Here is a 16545-nt window from a genome sequence, read left to right as displayed (position 1 = left end):
TCCTAATTAACGGCACTGCTCGGCCAAGTGGTTGACCAGGGCGGTGGCCAGCTCGCGTGGGTCACCGCTGTAGCTGCTGTAGCCCGCTTCACGCAGACTGTCTGGCATGCTCGGGCACGCGCAGCTGTCGCCGCGCTGGGTCCAGATCAGGCCTCCCTGGCGGAGCACATAAGCGGCCGCTGCACTGCCGTCGCTGCCCATACCGCTGAAGGCAATGACGCCGCTCAGCGCGCCGAAATGCTGGGCCAGGTTGAGCATCATCTGATCAATCGACGGGCTGTAGGGTTCCGGCCAACCGCGTTCGGCTATGTGCATCTGGCCTTGATCGTCGAAGCCCAGCTCGTGACTGATCGGCACCACCACCACTTCACCACAGCGCAACGCATCACCGTGGCGCGCCAGATTGACATGCCATTGGCTGTGGCGGCCCACCGCCTGCGGCAGCGTGCTCTCAAAACTGGCATCAATATGCTGGGCGTAGACAAAGCCCACCGGCAAACCACCGGGCAAGGCATCGAGAAAAGCCTTCACCGCCGCCGGCCCCCCCAAGGAAGCCGCCAACAACCAGACTTGGCGGGCCGGCTCCCCTGCAACCAGCGGGGTATCCGCTAGCACGGCCGGCAAATCCAGACGCGACGGCCGCTGCGCGTCTGCCAGCAAGGCTTCCAGGCTCTGACCTACGGCTTGCGACGGGTCGCCGACCAGCTTCTTCAGCTTGCCAAACAGTCGCCGCTCCCAGCGTGGGTAGTTCTCCGAGTGACGCTCAGGCGCGTGGCCTTCGCCAAACAACACGGGTACTAGGGCATTTTCCATCAGGTTATCAATCAGCGGCGAGTCATCCGACTGGGCCAGATCAACCAGCCACAAATCAGTCTCGCAAGCGCTCAGGGTTTCCTGGTCAAGGCGTGCCGGGTCGCTGTTCATCACCACCTTATAGCCACTGCCCGTCAGCGCTTGCTGCAGCACATGACGCTGCAATGAGGTGTCGGCAATCACCGCAATGCGGGCTGCAGTTTTCTCACTCATGTGCGGTTTACCGGGTGGCGACCCACCAGTTGCTGAATAGTCTCGAGCAACAAGGTCTCCTGATAAGGCTTACCCAGGTACTCGTTGACACCGATACTCATGGCCCGCTCACGGTGCTTCTCACCGGTACGCGAGGTGATCATGATGATCGGCAGGTCTTTCAGGCCATCATCGTGGCGCACCAGGGTTGCCACTTCGAAACCATCCATACGCGGCATTTCAATATCCAGCAGCATGATGTCGGGCTTGCGCTCCTGCAGCTGGGAGATGGCATCGACGCCGTCTTTGGCGGTCAATACGTTCATCCCGTTACGTTCCAGCAGGCGACTGGTGACCTTGCGCACGGTGACCGAATCATCGACCACCATGACCAGGGTCGGCCGATCCGCCTCAATCTCGGCGGCGCTGGCTGATTGTTTAAGCTGGCGCGGCTGCAACTGGGTAAGCAGATGCGCGTGCAACACCCGAATAGTCGCCAGCAGATCAAGAATTACCACCACGCGGCCGTCACCGAGAATGGTTGCACCGGAGATCCCGTGCACACCAGCGAACTGCGGGCCAAGGCTCTTCACCACGATCTCGCGTGAGCCGGCCAGGGAGTCGACCTGCACGGCCACGGCGTGCTCCTTGGAGCGCACCAGAATCACCGGTAGCGGCAGGCTCTGCCCGACCAGCTTGGGCTGCTGACCGTTGTTCAACAGGTCACCCAGGTAGCGCAGCTCATAGCTCTGCCCGGCGTACTCAAAGCGCGGCGCATCCGGCGCGTAATAGGCCTCAAGCTCATACGGCGATACCCGCACGATACCTTCGATGGTGTTCAACGGAATGGCGTACAAGTCTTCACCGGAGAGCACCATCAGCGCACGGTTGACCGACACGGTGAACGGCAGGCGAATGGTGAAGGTAGTGCCGGTACCCGGCAGCGACTCGATGCTCATCGAGCCACCGAGCTGCTTCACTTCCGAATGCACCACGTCCATGCCCACACCACGACCGGAAATCTGCGTGATTTTCTCAGCCGTAGAGAAGCCGGCTTCAAGAATAAACTGCAGCACTTCGTAGTCAGTCAGGTCGGAATCGGCGTCCATCAGGCCGCGCTCAATGGCTTTGCGTTTGACCGCCTCCAGACGGATGCCGCCGCCGTCGTCCGCCAGCGTCATGACGATATCGCCACCCTCGCGACCGAGCGCCAGGCGAATGCTGCCCTGCTCCGGCTTACCGGCCGCACGGCGCACCTCGACCGCTTCGATGCCGTGGTCGACGGCGTTACGCAGCATGTGCTCCAGCGGCGCGACGATACGTTCGAGTACGGTACGGTCCATCTCGCCATCGGCGTTGCCGACGACAAACTCGACTTGCTTGCCCAGCTCAGCGGAAATCTGCCGCACGATGCGGCGCAGGCGCGGCACCAGGCGGTCAAATGGCACCATGCGCGTACGCATCAGACCTTCCTGCAGCTCGGAGTTGACCCGCGCCTGTTGCAGCAGCAGGGTTTCCGCATCGCGGTTACGCGCGGCCAGGGTTTCCTTTAGATCGAGCAGGTCGGAGGCGGATTCGAACAGTGCGCGCGACAGCTGCTGCAACTGTGAATGACGGTCCATCTCCAAGGGGTCGAAGTCTTCATACCCCATACGCTCGGCTTCCGCCTCGATGCGGCTAAGAATCTGCGCTTGGGTTTCGGTATCGAGGCGGCGCAGCTGATCACGCACGCGGTCGATGGTGGCTTCCATCTCACTCAGGGTGAAACCAAAGTCACTCACCTGTTGTTCGACACGGCCACGGAAAATCGAGGTCTCACCGGCCAGGTTAACCAGGCCCTCGAGCAATTCGGCAGGCACCTTGACCAGCTCCTGCGGCGCACGGCGCGAAGCGGCTTCCTGCGCCGCCTCTTCGGCGCGTCTAACGAACGGCAAGACCTTGGCCATCAGCTCCTGCGCCGGCATGGCACTGGCCGCGACGATCGGCGAACTCAGCTCTGGCATACGCGCGGCGTGCTCGGCAGCGGGCGTAAGCGCTGGCGTAGCCGTCGCCTCGTCGACCAGGCTGTCGTGCAGACGCTGACGCAGCACGTCGAGCTCTTGCTGCAACCCTTCAAAGCCCGACTGCACATCGACAAACACACTCTGCGGCCAAGGCGCGCCTTGGGCTTGAGCTTCAGTCAGGTGCTGCTCGAGGTCATGGCTCTGGTCGCCCAGTCGCTTCTGCCCAGCCAGACGCGCGCCCCCCTTAAGGGTATGCAGGATGCGCAGCATATCGTCGATGGCGCTGCCGTCTTCACGATCAGCCTCCCAACGGCCGATCGCAACCTCCATGGCCTCCAGCAGGTCGTCAGCCTCTTCGAGGAAGATATCGAGGATATCCGTCTCGCCTTCATCGGGCTGAGCGTCGGCGGCCTTAAGGGCAACCGCCGAAGGCATGCTCAGCTGCTCATCCGGGTTAGCGCGAAAACCCTTGATGGTTGCGATCAGCGCATCGCCGCTCGGCACGCCGCGCTTGTCGCGAACGGCCTCCAGCATCTCCGCCAGGCTGTCGTGACAGGTCTGGAGCAGGCCGAACAGGTCTGGGCTGGCGCGCAAACGGCCATCGCCGAGGCCTTCGTAGAGGAACTCCAGTTCGTGCGCCAGATCACCAATCTCGCGAATTTCGGCCATACGTGCGCCACCCTTGAGGGTGTGCAAATCACGCTGCAGCGATTCCAGTTCGAGGCTGTTATTGACGTCGTCCATCCAGCGTTGCAGCGCCGCACCGGCGCTGTCGATGATGTCGAAACCTTCCTCAAGGAAAATCTCCACCAGCTCCTGATCGCGCTCCTCATCAAGCCCCCCAGCCGCAGCAGCCGGCTCGGGTTTACTGTCTGGGGCGTCTGGACGCTGGATCTCGGCTGCAGGTGCAGGCTCAGCCAGAGAGGGCTCGTCACATTCAACAACCGACAGTTCGAGCGCTTCGTCTTCCAGCGGCTCCTGCGCCCCATCTGCAAGGACAGAAACCTCGACTTCTTGGTCTACCGCAGGCTCAGGCTCTGCCAAATCGAGTAACTCGAACATTGGCACGACTTCGGCTTCGGCTTCGGCTTCGGCTTCGGCTTCGGCTTCGGCTTCGGCTTCGGCTTCGGCTTCGGCTTCGGCTTCGGCAACAGGCTCTGGGGTCGCGGTGCTTAACGGCAAGTTTTGCCCACCGCTTTGGCGGAAACTGCGAATGGCGTCAATCAACGCTTGCGGGGCGTGCATCATGGCGCGCGCCTGCAACTTCTCCAGCAGTTGCGCCAGGCTGTCATGGCTTTGCTGCAACAGCGTCGCCAAGCCTGGCGAGGCGCTGTAACGGCGATCCACCAGGCCTTCGTATAATGATTCGAGTTCATGGGCGAGGTCGCCAATCGGGCGAATTTCGGCCATACGCGCGCCACCCTTGAGGGTGTGCAGATCACGCTGCAACGATGACAGTGCGGCTTTGTTATCCGGGTCGGCCACCCAGCGATCCAGCGCCTGGCCGGCACTTTCCAGGATATCGACCGCCTCTTCGAGGAAGATCGACACCATTTCCTCATCGAGCGACTCGTAGAGCGAAGCAGGCGGCGCTTCGCTGGCGGCTTCGACCTGCGCGTCATCCTGGCTGAGTGCGTCAAGCGCAGCAGTGGCATCAGCCAGCTCGACAATCTCGATACCAGATGCGCCGTCGTTGGACAGCAGCGACAGGGTATTAGGGTCCAGCGCTTCCATCTGCAAGCTGCGCAGTGCGTTCACGCGCTCAGGAGCAGCGCTGACCTGAAGGCCAGCGGCGACCTGATCCATCATGCCAATCAGGGCTTCGTGAGCCTGTTCGGCTTCGCTGAAGAAGCGCTCGCTCACCGCCAGCCGGCCCTCTTCAACCGCACCATAGAGGTCGAGTAAGGCTTCGCAGAGTTCGTCGATCTGCGGCAACTCGGCCATCTCGGCGCCGCGGCCGAGGGTGGTCAACTCGTCCAGCAGGGAGTTGAGTTCCTGGCGCTCGGTCGGGTGCTCGCGCCAACCGCGCAGCAGCGCTTCGGCATCCAGCAGAATATCCATGCCTTCGGCCAGGAAGATGCTGATCATCTGCGGATCGCGCTTTTCACCCTGCCCGTTCTCACGGCTGTTTTCTGCATGCTCGAGCCGCTCGCCATGCAATTTCTGCACGCGCTCAAGAAACTCGGCGGCACCTGGCAGCACGCCCAGTGGCTGACTTTCCAGCTGCTCAAGGCCGAGGCGGAATAGTTTCTCGGCACTGCTTAGCAACTCCGCCTCTGCCAGATCCATGGGGATCAGGTTGGCTTTGAATTCCTTAACCAGTTTCTCCAAGGGCGAGGCAATTTCAGCTACCGGCAGAATGCCTGCCATCGAGGCGCTGCCTTTGAGGGTGTGCAAGGCCCGCTGCAGGTCATCGGTAACAGGCTGCGGCAATTCCTGGGCACAGTCAGCCAGGAAGCTGACCAGTGTATCGAGGTGCATCTCCGCTTCGTTACGGAAGATTTCCAGTAACTGCGGATCCAGGCCTTCGTCGTTGTGGCTCTCGGCGGTAGCAGTTGGCAGACCCTCGGGTTCAGCTACCTGCTCAACCGGGGCTTCAGGTTTTGGGAGGCTTCGACCTTTGGCCAGGGCGTGGGCCGTCGCAGCCAGAAGATCGACATCATCACGCTGGCGCTGCGCCTTATTGGCAAATTCATCGACCAGCGCCGGCATCAGGGCGACCACATCGGCGATCACCTGCTGCACCTCGGCAGCGGGCTGAATGCTGCGATCGAGCACGCGGTTGAGCAGGTTTTCAATTGACCAGCCCAACTCACCGATTACCAAGGCGCGAACCATCCGCCCACTGCCCTTGAGGGTGTGGAAGGCGCGGCGGATTTCGCTCAGGGCATCTTTGTTGTCCGTGTCAGCGCACCACTGCGGGAAATACTCCGCGATGGTTTCGAGGACTTCGCCCACCTCCTCGATAAAGACCTCCATGAGCTCTTCATCAATCGGCTCTTCATCGGCCGGTGGCGGTAGCAGGCTTGGTGGAACATCGTGCGCGGGAGGATTGATCGCCTGCACTGGCGCGGCCATAACATCGGCCATCGACACAGTCTTCTCGGCGTCAGGCTGCGCCAGCTCTGCAGTTAGCGGCGCACTTGGCAGGTCAACCTCGGGCAGCTCAAGCGCGGCCAGCTCGTCTTCATCCCAATGCACAGGGCTGCCGCTTTCATCCAGCTCAAAGCTGCTGAGTTGCAGCTCTTCGTCGGCAACCAGCGGTTCCTGCTGCATGTCGGCCAGTGGCAATGGCTCGGCTTCGCTTAGGTCACTCGTGAAATCGATCAGCTCAGGCCCAGCCGACGGTGCTTGCACCTCGGACGAATCCAGATCGGCAAACTCGGCGCTCAAATCTTCCGCCAGCTCCAGGTTAAGTGGCTCGTCGAGCAGCGGCTCGAGACTCAGCTCGATTTCGTCCGCAGGCTCTGGTTCGGCACTCAGTACTTCCATATCGTCCAGCGGATCGGCCAATGGCGCGAAGGTCTCTGCTGGCGGCTCAATACGGTCAAGAATCGACGGCTTTTCTTTCAGCGGATAGCCCAGGCTTTCCAGGCTTTCCTCGGCCACATCGAGAATCATGTCGCCCTGGCTCGCATGGTCCTCAGTCAAACGCTCAAGGTAGTACTCCACGCTGGTGATGGCGTCCGCCAGGGTGTCGAGGTGCTGCCAGTTAGGTACAGCCTTGCGCGCCAGCAGTTGTTCCTGGATATAGCGGTTGCACGCGTTGAGCAGGTCGGCGGCGCGCTGCAGCGGAATCATTGCCAGGCCGCCACGCACCTGAGTCAGTAACTCAGGCACACGGGCCAGGTGCTCGTGATTCCACTGCGAGGCAATAAATTCGATGATTGCGTCTTTGGCCTGCTCCAGGCCATTACGCGCTTCTTTGATCACCAACTGGTGAATCTGCGCCACGTCGGTGGTCGGCAGATGGCTTTCTTCGCGGCTGTCATCCTGCGCGGGACCCACCATGCCAGCCAGGGTAGCCTCGACATACAGCAGAGCACCGGCGACATCCATCAGTACCGCATCGCTGGGTTCGCCCTGGCCCTTCGCCAGACCGTTGATCACATCGAGTTGGTCGACGATGACTTTGCGCGGCTGGGCAAAGCCCAGCACCGCCAGGGTGTCGGCAATCTGCTTCAGTGGCGCGGCAAGCGCGTCCAGGTCAGCAACCTGTGTGCGGTCGCTGCGTACAAATAGATCAAGGCTGTCTTTGACACGAACCAACTCTTCACAGAGCGCGGCAACCACCGAGCGCATGGCGTCGCGGTCGGGGCCAGCCAGGCGGGCACGTTCTTCGTCGACAACATCGTTATCCGGCAGCGCATCGTTGAGGCGGTATTGCTCTTTGAGGCTGCGCACCCGCGGCGACTGGGCCGTGGATTTCGCCACATAGAACAACAGGTTCTTGCTCAACTCATCGGGCGCCGGCTGATTCAGGCCATCGGCACCCTGTTCAAGCAGGCGCTTGAGTTCTTTATCCACCTGACGCAACAGCGTACGCACCGACGAGCCGTTGGCCACGCTGCCATTGGCCAGGCCTTCGACCACACCCGAGGCGATTTGCCAAAGCGGACCAAGAGGCGAGTCCTTACACAGATTTTCCAGGCGCGCGAAGACTCGTGCCATATAGCCCAGGTTGGTCGGCAGGTCTTGATTGCGCAGCACCCCAACCAAAGCCATCTGCAGCATCTGCCGCAGCTTACGCAGCAGCCCTGGCAGCTCAGCAGTACTTAGCTGCGCGATAGACTCATTGGACAGCGCGGCGTTGCGCCCGGACATATCCGGGGCAAACAGGCTAGTTTCCGAAAGTAGTTTTTCCCCGCGTGCAGAGCGCAGATCGTTGAGCAGTGGCAGCACGACCATCGGCAAGTCGCGGCGGGCAGTTTGGATACGGTCGAGGTAAACCGGCAGCTGCAGAATCGACTGCATCAGCACTTCCAGGGCTTCACCCTGATTGCTCACCCGGCCGTCGATCAGCGCACCGGCCAGCTGCTCCATTTCCTCAGCCAGCAGTGCCGCGCCGAAAAACTCGACCATCTGCAAGGTGCCCAGTACCTGGTGCACATAGGTCTGGCAGAAACGCATACGCGTAGCGTCCTGGGGGTTCTCAACGAACGCCTCCAAGGCCTGACGCGCCTGCTTCAGGGTTTCCGCGATCTCGCCCTTAACCCATTCCAGGGCGACATAATCGTGCCGATCACCCATAGCCACTCCACTCATAAACTTGGCTCTTCTGCCTTATCCCTTGCGGGTAAACGCCAGCACTCGTTCGTCGGCCACCGGAATCAAGTCCGGATGCTGCCAACCTGCTACTTCGCCCACTCCTACCACCAGCAATCCTCCGGGCACCAGGCGCTCGGCCAGGCGGTTGAGGATCTCGCGGCGACGCCAGCGACGAAAATAGATCAACAAGTTCTGACAAAAAATAACGTCCATTCCGGACATAGGTGCCTTGGCCAACTCCAACACATTGAGCCGGGCGCAACAGACACGCGCGGCTAAATCCGACACCACTTTGAAGCGTCCATCGGCCTGGGCCAGGAAATAGCGCTGGCACAAATCGGCATCTAACTGTTCCAGTCGGCGCGCGCCATACTGGCCATCACGCGCCTTACTCAAAGCGTTCAGGCTGATATCGGTACCTGTTACCCCGAAATGCTCCGGAAACTCACTGTCACGCAACACTTCGGCAGCACTGATAGCGAGCGAATACGGTTCTTCGCCGCTGGCACAACCTACGCTCCACAGCTCCCAAGGCTTCGTCATGCCCTGCTGCAACCGCTCACTCAAGTAACTCTCGAGTACATCGAAGGATGGGCGATGGCGGAAAAACCGGGTTTCCTGAACAGTCAGCCGATCCAGCAGGGTCGACCACTCCACAGCACCTCGGGGGCCATCGGTTACCTGCCGGTAATACGTGGCGTAGTCCAACACGCCCAGCTCGCGCATGCGCGCACTCAGATTGGTTTGCAAAAACGCCCGGCGCTGCTCATTGAGAACGACCCCAGTGCGCTCTTCAAGCAGCACCTGCCAGTCACGAAACTCCGTGGCTGACATGTCTGCCAAAGGTTGCAAGGCCCAGACGCCTGACTGCATGTCGTGCCCCTCGCTTAAGACCATAGTCATTTGCAGCCAGCCTCTCGGCCAGCCGCAACGGCGATGTTAGGCCTGCTCCCCATCCGGCAAGGTAAAGCCGGATACCGACTTACGCATCTCACTGGCCATCTTGGCCAAGTTACCAATGCTCTTAGCGGTTGCGGTGGTACCGGACGAGGTTTGCGAGGTAATTTCCTGGATCACGTTCATCGTGTTGGAAATGTGACCCGCCGAAGAGGCCTGCTGACGAGCAGCGTTGGAGATGTTCTGAATCAAGGCCGCAAGGGTCTTGGATACCTTCTCGATCTCCTCCAGTGCGACCCCGGCGTCCTGCGCCAGACGTGCACCGCGTACCACTTCGGAGGTGGTTTGCTCCATCGAGATAACGGCTTCGTTGGTGTCGGTCTGAATCGTCTTAACCAGCGCCTCGATCTGCTTGGTTGCAGCGGAAGAGCGCTCTGCGAGGCGCTGTACTTCGTCCGCTACCACGGCGAAGCCTCGGCCGGCATCACCGGCCATGGAGGCCTGGATCGCAGCGTTCAGGGCGAGGATGTTGGTCTGGTCGGCAATGTCGTTAATCAGACTAACAATGTCACCAATCTCCTGGGACGACTCACCGAGGCGCTTGATTCGCTTCGAGGTGTCCTGGATCTGCTCACGGATGTTATCCATGCCGGTGATGGTGTTGTGTACGACCTCGTTACCCTTGTTGGCGATGGCTACGGAACGTTCCGCTACTGCGGACGACTCCGAGGCGTTCGCCGATACCTGGTCAATCGACACGGCCATTTCGTTAATCGCCGCCGAAGCGCCGGCAATTTCCTGCGCCTGGTGCTCGGAAGCCTCAGCCAGGTGCATCGCCGTGGCCTGGGTTTCCTGGGCCGCACCGGCTACCTGAACGGCGGTCAGGTTAATCGTGGCAACCAGGTCACGCAGCTGGTCAATGGAGTAGTTGATGGAGTCAGCGATGGCGCCGGTAAAGTCTTCGGTTACCGTCGCAGCTACAGTCAGGTCACCGTCGGCGAGGTCGGCAATCTCGTCGAGCAGTCGCAAAATCGCCGTTTGGTTACGTTCGTTCTTCTCGGCGGTGGAGGCCAAACGACTGTTGGTTTCGCGCACCATCACCAGACCGATCAGGATGATTGAACCCAGCGCCAGGGCAGCGAGCACGTAACCGATCAGGGTGTTGATGGCACGGCCGGTGGCTTGCTCATCGAAGCCGGCGGCCAGATTAGAGGCCTTATCCAGCAGGGTCTGGGATACGCTAAAGATTACGTTGGCCGACTCACGCACCTGGAACAGCTCAGGCGAAGTTTCGAGAATCTCGTCCACCGAGCCGGAGACGAACTCAAACAACTCGGAAATTTCAGCGAGACGCTCCAGGGCTTCCGGATCGCTCACCTGGGCGATTTCCATGGCGGCGTTGCCTTCCAGCATCGCGCTCAGCACGCGACCGAACAGGCTGGCATCGCGACCAAACATGTCGGCAGCCTGAACCGAGTCCTGGTCACCGGCCAGTACCTTGTTCACCGAACCTAGGATACGTTCTGCCAGCAAGGATTGACGCTGGGCGACCGAGACCTGAACCGCCGGAGCGCCGCTTTCCAGCAGAATATCGACCACCTCTTCGTACTCGACCTGCAGCTGCGGAATGGTTTCCGCCAACGTCGCAGCTACTTGGTGCAGCGACAGCACCGTCTGTTCGTTAGCCAAAATGGCATCGGTATTTTGCCGCAGCGTATCCCAGTCCTGCTGCACAACAGCAATCTGCGGCTGCAAGGACTCTGGCGCAGCCGGCAGCCCGGTCTCTTCGTTACCGTCAGTCAGATAGCCCCAGCGCGCCTGGAAGTCGTTACGTGCATCGCGCAGCAAACCGAACGCTTCAGGCGTACCGGCCGCCGCTTCGGTGGAGTTCTTGGCGATACGCTGGGACAGTACGCGCAGCTCACCGGCGTGGCCGATGTACTCCGTGTCATAGTTGGACTGGGTGTTGATGTAGGCGAAGTTGGCGAACAGCAGCACGATCGAAACGATCAGGACGATAAACAGCCCCGCAATCAAGGTGCTACTACGCGTACCTGCTAACAAATTACCTGCATTTAGTTTTTTCATTTACTGGCCCCCGCCTGGACCGACCGCACTACGGTTCCCATGTAACGCCAAAAGGCCGGCAATCCCGACCCCACCGATAAACTGTTAATACGCCACGTCGAGAAAACCCGAGTTCTGGGCCAGCGCGTGTGGGCTGAACACCAGCCAGGGCTGTTCACGTTGAAATACTCCGTGGATAAAAGGTGTGATGGACGCCTCGAGCGGCGGTAGCTGCTCGGAGAAGGTGTCCACAGGGAAGTGCTGCATACCGAACACTTCATCGACCGTAAGGCCAGCGAAGACATCCTGGTGGTCGACCACCAACACTCGGCGCTTTTTGCGCAGCGGCGACAACTCATTGCCGAAGAAGCCGCACAGATCCATAACCGGCAGCAGACGCCCGCGCACGTTGGCCACGCCCTTAACCCAGCTTTTCACGCCGGGCAGCAAGGTGTAACGCGGCTCATGCAGAACCTCGCCAACCTCGCCCATCGGGGCAACGAAAAAGCGCTCGCCCATGCGAAAACCGATACCACTCCAGGTTTGCACGACTGCTTGCTGTGAAGGCAAGCCAGCAGCCAGCGAACGACACAGCGTGTCGATATCCAGGAGAGTTTGAAAAGGTGTTTGCGCGTCCGACATGCCAGCTGCGGCCTTATTGTTTTTAATTGCCGACCGACTCGGGGTTAACCGGCCAATACCGCATTCAAGGTTTTAACCAGGGTATCTTCATCAACCGGCTTGGTCAGGTAATCCTTCGCGCCCTGGCGTTTACCCCAGACCTTGTCGGTCTCCTGGTCCTTGGTGGTGACGATGATCACCGGGATATGGCTGGTGTCCGCATCTTTGGTGAGCTGACGGGTCGCCTGAAAGCCGTTGAGGCCAGGCATGACGATATCCATCAGTACCGCGTCGGGCTTTTCCTGGCGCGCCAAGGCGACGCCATCAGCGCCATTCTCCGCCTTGAGTACCTGATGACCGTGCTTTTCCAGCATGGCGGTCAGTTTGTACATCTCAGTCGGCGAGTCATCAACAATCAGAATTCGAGCCATGGTGTTTCCTAATACTTTAAAAAGACGCGCCGCTTTTCAGCCGGGCGTCAGGACGCTTGTTCCACCGGTACAAAGTCAGGCACATGAGCTTTGATCGCACCGAGCAACTCTTCTTTGCTGAAGGGCTTGGTCAGGTATTGATCGGAGCCGACGATGCGCCCCTTGGCTTTGTCGAACAAACCGTCTTTAGAAGACAGCATGATCACTGGAGTGGATTTGAAAGCACTGTTGTTCTTGATCAAGGCGCAGGTTTGATAGCCATCGAGCCGCGGCATCATGATGTCGACAAAAATGATATTGGGATGGGTATCAGCGATCTTTGCCAAGGCATCGAAGCCGTCAACTGCGGTAATTACCTCGCAGCCCACCTTTTTCAGCAGGGTTTCCGCGGTACGACGAATCGTTTTCGAGTCGTCGATCACCATCACCCTCAAGCCCTCGGAATGCTGTTCCATGTTTGCCCTACCATCGCCTCGGTGAGTCGTTATTTTTGCGTTATATCAGTGCGTCTGAGGCCCTGTCACCGACGGGCTACCCCCCGATCGTCGGGCCTTTTTAGCACACTCTCTAGATGCAATCTATAAGCCGGGGCGGGCCAAGGTTTTTCCTTGACCCCCTGACATGTCAGCGCCACCCTGACGCAATATTGGCCCCAGCACACTTTAATCACTGCCACTTTACGGAGAACACCGCCATGAGCGTCCGCCTCGGCATTGTCATGGATCCCATCACCCAAATCGCCTTCAAAAAGGACAGTTCGCTGGCCATGTTGCTAGCCGCCCAAGCGCGCGGCTGGTCCCTCTTTTATATGGAACAGAAAGATCTTTACCAAGCCAAGGGCGAAGCCCGCGCTCGGCTTTCAGAGCTTAACGTATTCAACGACCCACAACGCTGGTTCGAGCTAGGCAGTGAGCAGGATGTTGCGTTAAGCGAGCTGGATGTGATCCTGATGCGCAAGGATCCACCCTTCGATAACGAGTTCGTCTACTCCACTTACCTGCTGGAACAAGCCGAGCAAGCCGGCACACTGGTGGTTAACCGCCCGCAAAGTCTGCGCGACTGTAATGAAAAGTACTTTGCCACCCAGTTCAGCCAATACACACCGCCGACCGTGGTCAGCCGTAGAGCCGACATTCTGCGCGAGTTTGCCAAAGAGCAGCGTGACATCATTCTCAAACCCCTCGATGGTATGGGCGGATCGATGATATTTCGTCATCGCGAGGGCGATCCCAACCTTTCGGTGATCCTCGAGACCCTGACCAACCATGGCCAGCAACAGATCATGGCCCAGGGTTATCTGCCGGCGATCAAGGATGGCGACAAGCGCATTCTGATGATCGACGGTGAACCTGTGCCCTACTGCCTGGCGCGTATTCCGGCTGCCGGCGAGACGCGCGGCAACCTTGCCGCAGGTGGCCGCGGTGAAGCCCGACCGCTGAGCGAGCGCGACCGTGAAATCGCCGCCGCTGTCGGCCCCACCCTGCGTGAGAAAGGCCTGCTGTTTGTTGGCCTGGATGTAATCGGCGAGCACCTGACCGAGATCAACGTGACCAGCCCGACCTGCATCCGCGAGATCGACGAAGCCTTTGACACGCGCATCGGTGAGCGCCTGATGGACAAAATTGCCGAGAAGCTCAATGCGCGCAGTGCTTCATAGACTTTTCCATGCACCCTCGGCAGACTGCGCAGCAACCTGAGCAGACCCGATACGCGATGAACGCAGCAGCCCAACCACCTGAACTTTCCAGCGCCGGCGTAAAGCCGGCGGACCGCCTGGGCTTTACCCTGTTCCTCGCCGCCGTGTTGCATGCCGCCCTGATCCTCGGCCTGGGCTTTACCCTGGCCGAGCCCAGCCAGATCAGCAAAACCCTGGAAATCACCCTCTCCACCTTTAAAAGTGAAGAAAAGCCCAAGCAGGCTGATTTTCTCGCCCAAGACAATCAGCAAGGCAGTGGCACCCTGGAACATAAAGCGGCGCCGAAAACCACTGAGCAGGCCCTGTTTCAAGACAGCGAAGTCAAGCGCGTAACGCCACCCGCTGCCCCGCAACAGCCGGCCATACGCCAGCAAGCCCCCAAAGCGGCGGTCGCCACTCGCGCTCCGCAGCAGCAGAAAACTCCGGTCAAGCGCGAAGAAGCCAAGCCCACCCCGCAAACCCGACCAGCCCCGGTGTTCGACAGCGCGCAACTGTCCGCGGAGATCGCCAGCCTGGAAGCCGAGCTGGCCCTAGAAGTGCAGCAATACGCCAAACGGCCGAAAGTTCACCGCATCAGCGCCGCCTCGACCATGCGCGACAAGGGTGCCTGGTACAAGGATGAATGGCGCAAAAAGGTCGAGCGCGTCGGCAACCTCAACTACCCCGATGATGCGCGACGCCAGGGCATCTACGGCAACCTGCGCCTGCTGGTATCGATCAATCGCGATGGCACGCTGTACGAAGTACAGGTACTGGAATCTTCCGGGCAGCGCCTGCTGGATCAAGCTGCGTTGCGCATCGTGCGCCTGGCAGCACCGTTCGCCCCGTTCACCGGCGACCTGGCCGATGTCGACCGCCTGGAAATCATCCGCACCTGGCGCTTCGCGCGCGGCGATCGCCTGTCGAGCAACTGAGCGAATCCACAAAAATCGCCCAGCGCAAACCGGGGCAAAAGTTTGCAGCTTGAGGCTTGCCGCGCAAAGCTCCAAACTACCCCCATGAAAGACGCCAGCCCCAGCTACCTCAAGCACCACTTCCTGATTGCCATGCCGCACATGGCCGATCCGCGTTTTGCGCAGACCGTTACCTACCTGATCGACCATAACGAGCACGGTGCCATGGGCCTGGTGATCAACAAGCCCAACGGCCTCAACCTGGCCGACGTTCTCGAACAACTGCGCCCGGATGACGAGCCACCGGTGCTGTGCCAAAGCCTGCCGATCTTTACGGGCGGCCCGGTGCAGACCGACCGCGGCTTTGTCCTGCACCCCAGCGGCCCGCAGTACCAGGCGACGCTGGAGCTGGGCGAACTGGGCCTGTCGACATCGCAAGACGTGCTGTTCGCCATTGCCGACGGCAGCGGCCCGGAAAAATACCTGATTACCCTTGGCTATGCCGGCTGGGAAGCCGGACAACTGGAAGCCGAGCTGGTTGATAACGCCTGGCTGACCTGCCCAGCCGACAACAGCATCCTCTTCGACCTGCCCTTCGACCAGCGCCTCAATGCGGCCGCCGCACGCCTGGGCGTCAACCTCAGCCTGCTCACCTCACAAGCGGGACACGCCTGATGACTGAAACCAAGGCAAAACCGCTGCGCCTGCTGCTGGGCTTTGATTACGGCAGCAAACAGATTGGCGTGGCGGTCGGCCAGATCATCACCGGCCAGGCCCGTGAGCTGTGCATCCTCAAGGCGCAGAACGGGGTGCCGGACTGGCAGAAAGTCGAAGCCTTGATCAAGGAATGGCAACCCGATGCCATCGTCGTCGGCCTGCCGCTGAACATGGATGGCACGAAAAGCGAGATGAGCGAGCGCGCAGAAAAATTCGCCCGCCGCCTCAACGGCCGTTTCAACCTGCCCGTACACACCCACGACGAGCGCCTGACCACTTACGAGGCCAAGGGCCAACGCTTGCAACAGGGGCAGACCAGCGGCTACCGCGAACGCCCGGTCGACGCCCTTGCCGCTGCGCTGTTACTGCAAGGCTGGCTAGAAGAAAATTGCTCGGGCTAACTGCCCGCCGAATCTGTATCTGGAGTGTTGCCATGAGCTTACCCAACCCGGCCGAACTGCTGCCGCAAATGGCCGCCGCGCTGACCAGCCACCTGAACAAGCGGCGGATCAGCGAGCCGCGCTTTATCGGCATCCGCACCGGCGGCGTCTGGGTCGCCCAGGCCCTGCTCGAAGCGCTGAACCGCGAAGACCCGCTGGGCATTCTCGACGTGTCCTTCTACCGGGATGACTTCACCCAGAACGGCCTGCACCCGCAGGTGCAGCCGTCCGAGTTGCCGTTCGAGATCGAGGGCCAGCACCTGGTGCTGATCGACGACGTGCTGATGAGCGGCCGCACCATCCGCGCCGCGCTTAACGAGCTGTTCGACTACGGCCGCCCAGCCAGCGTAACCCTGGTTAGCTTGCTCGACTTGAATGCCCGCGAACTGCCGATTCGTCCCGACGTAGTCGGCGCAACCCTGTCGCTGGCGGTGGATCAACGGGTAAAATTATCCGGCCCGACGCCGCTGACCCTCGAATTCCAGACGCTTGCCAACTGAGACTCGC

The 16545-nt window shown here is 60.3% G+C and carries 12 protein-coding genes; 5 read left to right on the top strand and 7 right to left on the bottom strand.

All coding sequences use genetic code 11. The features are described from left to right. Positions 1 to 6: 6 nt before the first annotated feature. The 7 genes from Q0V31_RS07735 to pilG all read right to left on the bottom strand — a co-directional run bounded on the left by Q0V31_RS07735 (position 7) and on the right by pilG (position 12747). Complete coding sequence (locus Q0V31_RS07735) at positions 7 to 1026, bottom strand: chemotaxis protein CheB (protein ID WP_298186451.1); 1020 nt, start codon at positions 1024 to 1026, stop codon at positions 7 to 9. After that, positions 1023 to 8258: an Hpt domain-containing protein gene (locus Q0V31_RS07730; protein ID WP_298190961.1), complete on the bottom strand. Its 7236-nt coding sequence runs from the start codon at positions 8256 to 8258 to the stop codon at positions 1023 to 1025. The genes Q0V31_RS07735 and Q0V31_RS07730 overlap by 4 nt, the downstream gene beginning before the upstream one ends. A 33-nt stretch (positions 8259 to 8291) precedes the next feature. Next, positions 8292 to 9149, bottom strand: a complete 858-nt coding sequence (locus Q0V31_RS07725; RefSeq protein ID WP_298190949.1) for a protein-glutamate O-methyltransferase — start codon at positions 9147 to 9149, stop codon at positions 8292 to 8294. A gap of 66 nt (positions 9150 to 9215) precedes the next feature. Next, complete coding sequence (locus Q0V31_RS07720; protein WP_298186449.1) at positions 9216 to 11261, bottom strand: methyl-accepting chemotaxis protein; 2046 nt, start codon at positions 11259 to 11261, stop codon at positions 9216 to 9218. A gap of 84 nt (positions 11262 to 11345) precedes the next feature. Continuing rightward, positions 11346 to 11882: a chemotaxis protein CheW gene (locus Q0V31_RS07715; protein WP_298186448.1), complete on the bottom strand. Its 537-nt coding sequence runs from the start codon at positions 11880 to 11882 to the stop codon at positions 11346 to 11348. A gap of 44 nt (positions 11883 to 11926) precedes the next feature. Further along, positions 11927 to 12292 carry a twitching motility response regulator PilH gene (gene pilH / locus Q0V31_RS07710; protein WP_090250086.1) on the bottom strand — a complete coding sequence of 122 codons (366 nt, stop codon included), beginning with the start codon at positions 12290 to 12292 and terminating at the stop codon, positions 11927 to 11929. 47 nt (positions 12293 to 12339) lie between these two features. Then, positions 12340 to 12747, bottom strand: coding sequence for a twitching motility response regulator PilG (pilG, locus tag Q0V31_RS07705; protein WP_160012893.1), 408 nt, complete (start codon positions 12745 to 12747; stop codon positions 12340 to 12342). A 239-nt stretch (positions 12748 to 12986) separates the two neighbouring features. On the opposite strand from pilG, the gene gshB reads away from it, so the two are divergent. The 5 genes from gshB to pyrR all read left to right on the top strand — a co-directional run bounded on the left by gshB (position 12987) and on the right by pyrR (position 16538). Then, a complete protein-coding gene (gshB, locus tag Q0V31_RS07700; protein WP_298186447.1) occupies positions 12987 to 13949 on the top strand; it encodes a glutathione synthase in 963 nt (320 codons plus the stop codon). 56 nt (positions 13950 to 14005) lie between these two features. Continuing rightward, a complete protein-coding gene (locus tag Q0V31_RS07695; RefSeq protein WP_298186446.1) occupies positions 14006 to 14902 on the top strand; it encodes an energy transducer TonB in 897 nt (298 codons plus the stop codon). A gap of 84 nt (positions 14903 to 14986) precedes the next feature. Continuing rightward, positions 14987 to 15556 (top strand): YqgE/AlgH family protein, encoded by a 570-nt coding sequence (locus Q0V31_RS07690; RefSeq protein ID WP_298186444.1) that lies wholly within the window; start codon positions 14987 to 14989, stop codon positions 15554 to 15556. Further along, on the top strand, positions 15556 to 15999 hold the full coding sequence (gene ruvX, locus Q0V31_RS07685) for a Holliday junction resolvase RuvX (RefSeq protein ID WP_298186441.1): 444 nt from the start codon (positions 15556 to 15558) through the stop codon (positions 15997 to 15999). Before Q0V31_RS07690 ends, ruvX begins: the two co-directional genes overlap by 1 nt. Positions 16000 to 16031: 32 nt before the next feature. After that, positions 16032 to 16538, top strand: a complete 507-nt coding sequence (gene pyrR / locus Q0V31_RS07680; protein WP_298186439.1) for a bifunctional pyr operon transcriptional regulator/uracil phosphoribosyltransferase PyrR — start codon at positions 16032 to 16034, stop codon at positions 16536 to 16538. Positions 16539 to 16545: the final 7 nt, after the last annotated feature.

Origin of the sequence: uncultured Pseudomonas sp. (assembly GCF_943846705.1) — a bacterium.
Lineage (GTDB): Bacteria > Pseudomonadota > Gammaproteobacteria > Pseudomonadales > Pseudomonadaceae > Aquipseudomonas.
The sequence above is the reverse complement of the archived record's forward strand: the minus strand, read 5'-3'. Positions and strand labels throughout refer to the sequence as shown.